Below are 5530 nucleotides of genomic sequence, written 5' to 3' on the forward strand. Positions count from 1 at the left end.
GACGGAAAGGACCCGGTTCATGACGACACCGGTACTGCAGATGCGGGAGATCGAGAAGAGCTTTCCCGGCGCCAAGGCGCTCCAGGGCGTCGACCTCGATGTCCGCCGCGGCGAGATCCACGCGATCTGCGGCGAGAACGGCGCGGGGAAGTCCACCCTCATGAAGGTGCTGTCGGGTGTCTACCCGCATGGGGCGTACGAAGGGGAGATCGTCTACGAGGGTGAAGAGGCGAAGTTCGGATCCATCAGCGACTCCGAGCAGGTGGGCATCGTGATCATCCATCAGGAGCTCGCGCTGATCCCCTACCTCAGCGTCGCGGAGAACATCTTCCTCGGCAACGAGCGTCGGGGCGCGGGCGGACTCATCGACTGGGACCGCGCGAACTCCGAGGCCTCGCAACTGCTCGCCCAGGTCGGTCTCGACGAGAACCCCGCCACGCCGGTCGGCCAGCTCGGCGTGGGCAAGCAGCAGCTCGTCGAGATCGCGAAGGCACTGTCGAAGAACGTGCGCCTGCTCATCCTCGACGAGCCGACCGCCGCGCTCAACGACACCGACTCGGCACACCTGCTCGACCTGCTCCGGCGCCTGCGCGACGGCGGGATGACGTCGATCATCATCTCGCACAAGCTCAACGAGATCGACGCGATCGCCGACCGCACGACGATCCTCCGCGACGGTCGGTCCATCGAGACGCTCGACATGAGCGATCCGGCCTCGACGCAGGACCGGATCATCCGCGGCATGGTCGGACGCGACCTCGCCCATCGTTTCCCCGAGCGGGTGCCGGAACTCGGCGAGGAGGTGCTGCGGATCGAGAACTGGACCGTGCATCACCCGACCCAGCCGGGACGGGTCATGGTCGACGACGCCTCCCTCACCGTGCGTGCGGGAGAAGTCGTCGGCATCGCCGGGCTGATGGGCGCCGGACGCACGGAACTCGCCATGAGCGTCTTCGGCCGCACCTACGGGCGCAACGCGAAGGGGCGGGTCCTCGTCCGCGGCAAAGAGGTCGACACGTCGACCACGAGCGCCGCCATCCGCGCCGGGATCGCGTACGCGACCGAGGACCGGAAGAAGTTCGGGCTCAACCTCATCGACGACATCCGCCACAACATCACCCTCGCGTCGCTGCGGATGATCAGCCCCGGCGGCTGGATCGACGCGAACCGGGAACTCCGGATCGCGGAGCAGTACCGCGCCGAGATGAACATCAAGACGCCCAGTGTGCTCCAGCTCGTGGGCAACCTCTCCGGCGGCAACCAGCAGAAGGTCGTGCTGAGCAAGTGGATCCAGACGGAGCCCGACGTGCTGATCCTCGATGAGCCCACGCGCGGCATCGACATCGGCGCCAAGTACGAGATCTACACGATCATCAACCGCCTGGTCGCGGCGGGGAAGGGCGTACTCGTCATCTCGTCCGAGTTGCCCGAGCTGCTGGGCATCTGCGACCGCATCTACACCCTGGCCTTCGGCAGGATCACCGGCGAGCTGCCGGCCGCCGAGGCCACCCAGGAGAACCTCATGCAACTCATGACTGTCGAAAGGACGGCCGAACGATGACCGGCGTCACCAACCTGTTGAGCCTCGCCACGCGCAACCTGCGTCAGAGCGGCATCCTCGTCGCCTTCGTCGCGATCGTGGCCTTCTTCGCCATCCTGAACCCGACGTTCCTCTCCCCGGGGAACCTCACGAACATCGTGCTGCAGTACTCCTACATCCTGATCCTCGCGATCGGCATGGTGATCGTCATCATCGCCGGTCACATCGACCTCTCCGTCGGCTCGGTCGTCGCCCTCACCGGTGCCACCGCCGCGGTCCTCGTGATCCGGATGCAGCTGCCCTGGTGGGTCGGTGTCATCGCCGCACTGGTGGTCGGCCTCCTGGTCGGGGCATGGCAGGGCTTCTGGGTGGCGTTCGTCGGCATCCCGGCGTTCATCGTGACGCTCGCCGGCATGCTGCTCTTCCGCGGTCTGACCTTCATCGTGCTGGGCAACGTCTCGCTGTCGCCCTTCGGCGGCACTTATTACTCGATAGCCAACGGATTCTTCAACGGACTCTTCGGCGGCTACGGGGTCGACGTGTTCACGCTCGTGATCTTCGCCATCGGCGTGGGCGGCTATGCGGTGTGGCAGGTGCGCAGCCGACGCTCGAAGGTCGCGCACCAGCAGTCGGTCGAGGCGCTGGGCTGGTTCATCCTGAAGATCGCCCTGATCGCGGCCGTCGTGATGTGGTTCGGCTACCAGCTGTCCACCAGCCGCGGTCTCCCCTTCGTGCTGATCCTCCTCGCGGTGCTGATCATCGCCTACTCGGTCATCACGCAGAAGAGCGTATTCGGGCGTCACGTCTACGCGATCGGCGGCAACCTGCACGCGGCCCTGCTGAGCGGCGTCAACGTGCGCCGCGTCAACTTCTGGATCTTCGTGAACATGGGACTGCTCGCCGGTGTCGCCGGAGTCGTCTTCTCCTCGCGCACGAACGGAGCGCAGCCGGGAGCGGGGAACATGTTCGAGCTCGACGCGATCGCTGCCTGCTTCATCGGGGGCGCCGCGGTCACCGGTGGCGTGGGGCGCGTCGGCGGGGCGATCGTCGGCGGTCTGATCATGGCGGTAATGAGCAACGGCATGCAGCTCATGGGCCTCGACCAGGCGACACAGCAGGTCGTGAAGGGCCTGGTGCTCCTGATCGCCGTGGCCTTCGACGTCTGGAACAAGCGTCGGGCGGGTGCCGCCCGCTGACCCCGGCGGTGCCGATCCCACGCGATATGCTCCCGCTATGAGCAGATGGTCGAGCGGTTCCCAGTCGGGATTGCGCGAGGCCAACACGGCCAAGATCGTCGACGCGGTCAAGCGCTTCGGCGGGCTCACCCAGGTCGAGCTCGCCGAAGCCACCACCCTGTCGACGGCGACGGTGTCGGCGATCGTGAAGGAGCTGTCGCTCTCGGGTCTGGTGGAGACCCATCCGACCTCGCGGAGTGGCCGTCGCGCACAGCTCGTCACCATCGCCCGGCGTGCCGGGCTGGTGGCCGCCGTGCACATCGGAAGCCGCAGCATGCGGGTGCGTCTCAACGACGTCGGGCAGTCCGTGCTCGCCGACCGGTCGATGCCGCTGCCGGCCGACCACGCCGAGGACACGGTGCTCGATCGCATCACGCTCCTCATCATCGAGATGCTGGACATGATCGCGGCGCAGGCCGACGAGCTGATCGGCCTCTGCATCGCGATTCCGGCGCCGATCGACCCCGACACCGGTCTGGTCGCCTATCCGGGCGTCATGAGGCGGTGGGAATCGCAGCCCATCGCCGCGGTCGTCGAACAGCGCCTCGGATGCCCGGTGCTGGTCGAGAAGGACGCCAACCTCGCCGCGCTCGCCGAGGCGACGCTCGGCACGGCACGGGATGTCGCGGACAGCCTGTTCATCAACGCCTCGTACACGACGAGTGCCGGCGTGATCATCGATTCGCGGCTCTACCGCGGACGCGGGGGCACGGCGGGTGAGATCGGACACGTGCAGGTCGACCCCGCCGGATCCATCTGCCCCTGCGGGCAGCGCGGTTGCCTCGAGACCGTCGTCGGAGCCGAGGCCGTCACGGCACCGCTGCGGGCCGCCTACGGCCAGGTCACCTTCAAGGACGTCATCGCCCGCGCCGCCGCCGGCGACCCCGGCTGCGCGCGGGTGGTCTCCGATGCGGGCGCGACGCTCGGCCGCGTGGTCGCGGGTGTCTGTCAGACCCTCGACCCCGAGATCATCACGATCGGCGGCGAGCTCACCGACGCCGGCCCGGTCTTCCTGCTGCCGTTCGGCGCCGCCCTGCGCGAGCACGCGCCGCAGCGCCGCGCTCCTCGCCGCGAACCGATCCCCGCGTCGTTCGGCAAGGACACGGTGCTCGTGGGCGCGACCATCCACATCCTGCAGTCGACCGATCCGTCCCAGCTTCTCGAGGGCCGCTCATGACTCTCTCGGCGTCGCAGGCGGAGCCGCTGCTCACCCTGCGCGGCATCACGAAGCGCTTCGGTGCCGTCGAGGCGCTCACCGACGTCGATTTCACGGTGAACGCGCGCGAGGTGGTCGGTCTCGTCGGCGACAACGCCGCCGGCAAGTCGACGCTGGCGAAGGTCATCGCGGGTGCTCTCACCCCGACCTCCGGCGAGATCCGCATCAACGGCGAGCGCGTCGACATCTCCTCCCCCGCCGAGGCGAACCGACTCGGCATCGCGACGGTCTTCCAGGACCTCGCCGTCTGCGAGAACCTCGACGTGACGGCCAACGTCTTCCTCGGACGCGAGCTGCGCACCTCCAAAGGCATGCTGCGCGAGGGCGAGATGGAGAACGCGACGCGGCAGGCGCTGACCGATCTGGCCGCCAACATCCCGTCGACCCGCACGCCGCTCAACTCCCTGTCCGGTGGCCAGCGACAGGCCGTGGCGATCGCGCGCACCCTCATCAGCCAGCCCCGGCTGGTCGTGCTCGATGAGCCGACCGCTTCGCTCAGCGTCGCGCAGACCGCCGACGTGCTCACCCACATCGAGCAGCTCCGCGAGCTCGGGCTGGGCGTCGTGTTCATCAGTCACAACATCGCCGACGTGCAGGCGGTGTCCGACCGTGTCGAGGTGCTGCGGCACGGCCGCAACAACGGCAGCTTCTCCAGCCAGGACGCCGCCTACTCCGATCTCATCGCCGCGATCATCGGTACCTATCGCCCGCCCAGGAAGGGCGATGCCCCGCGCTGATCGACGTCGACGCGGGGCATCGGGTGTTCAGCCCTGTTCGACGGGCAGCCAGAGCTCGCACGACGCGAAGTCGCCGGTGAACTCGAGGTAGCGCACGATCGAGGGGCCGGGCCGCAGCCGCCACGGGTTCGACGGGAACCACTCGGTCGCCGTGGCCGCCCACAGGTTCTGCAGGGTCGCCGGGAACGGACCCCGCGCGGCGAAGACCGCCCAGGACCCTTCGTCGAGGCGCAGGGAATCGAGGTCGTCGGGCACCGCGGTGGTGGTCTGCAGGGCGACGCCGTGCAGATATGTGAGCAGCGTGCCCTCTGCAGCATCCGGCTCGATGTCGGCGGTGATCGCGAGGATCCCGGCCGGTTCGGCGTCGGCGAGTGCCTTGAGGCGCGCGTGCTCCTCGGGCGCGATCGCGGCGATGTGCGCCTGGATGTGCGGGTTGACGCCCTCGTGGATGAGCGGGACCTCGGCGGCGTGACCGGCGAGGACGAACGCGGGACGGTGGGTGATGGTGACGTCCATCGGGGTGCTCCCTTCGACGCTCAGGCGGAACCGGAGCGTGGGTTGTGTACGGAGAGGACCCCCGTCTCGGCGCGCGTCGGCCGGTCCGATGCCGTGCACCGCACGGAAGGCGCGACCGAAAGCCTCGACCGAGCCGTAGCCGTGGCGCACCGCCACGTCGAGCAGGCTCGAGGCGCCGGCTGCGAGTTCCGCGCCGGCGAGCGTCATGCGACGGCGCCGAACGTACTCCGAGAGCGGCATGCCGGCCAGCGCCGAGAACATCCGCCGCAGGTGGTATTCGGTCGTG

The 5530-nt window shown here is 68.5% G+C and carries 5 protein-coding genes; 4 read left to right on the forward strand and 1 reads right to left on the reverse strand.

Going from position 1 to position 5530, the window contains the following annotated elements; translation table 11 throughout:
- Positions 1 to 19 precede the first annotated feature (19 nt).
- From mmsA to ACNPM4_RS17510, 4 genes are read left to right on the forward strand one after another with little or no spacing between them, the layout of a single operon-like run.
- Positions 20 to 1561 (forward strand): multiple monosaccharide ABC transporter ATP-binding protein, encoded by a 1542-nt coding sequence (gene mmsA / locus ACNPM4_RS17495; protein WP_448986527.1) that lies wholly within the window; start codon positions 20 to 22, stop codon positions 1559 to 1561.
- Positions 1558 to 2736, forward strand: coding sequence for a multiple monosaccharide ABC transporter permease (mmsB, locus tag ACNPM4_RS17500; RefSeq protein WP_105711068.1), 1179 nt, complete (start codon positions 1558 to 1560; stop codon positions 2734 to 2736). The genes mmsA and mmsB overlap by 4 nt, the downstream gene beginning before the upstream one ends.
- 37 nt (positions 2737 to 2773) lie before the next feature.
- Positions 2774 to 3952: an ROK family transcriptional regulator gene (locus tag ACNPM4_RS17505; protein WP_036304176.1), complete on the forward strand. Its 1179-nt coding sequence runs from the start codon at positions 2774 to 2776 to the stop codon at positions 3950 to 3952.
- Complete coding sequence (locus tag ACNPM4_RS17510) at positions 3949 to 4728, forward strand: ATP-binding cassette domain-containing protein (protein WP_029263763.1); 780 nt, start codon at positions 3949 to 3951, stop codon at positions 4726 to 4728. Before ACNPM4_RS17505 ends, ACNPM4_RS17510 begins: the two co-directional genes overlap by 4 nt.
- A gap of 27 nt (positions 4729 to 4755) precedes the next feature.
- On the opposite strand, the gene ACNPM4_RS17515 is transcribed toward ACNPM4_RS17510, so the two are convergent.
- On the reverse strand, positions 4756 to 5530 hold a 775-nt coding region (locus tag ACNPM4_RS17515), incomplete at its 5' end, for a GyrI-like domain-containing protein (RefSeq protein WP_448986528.1).

The sequence above is a fragment of the Microbacterium umsixpiens genome (genome assembly GCF_053543675.1).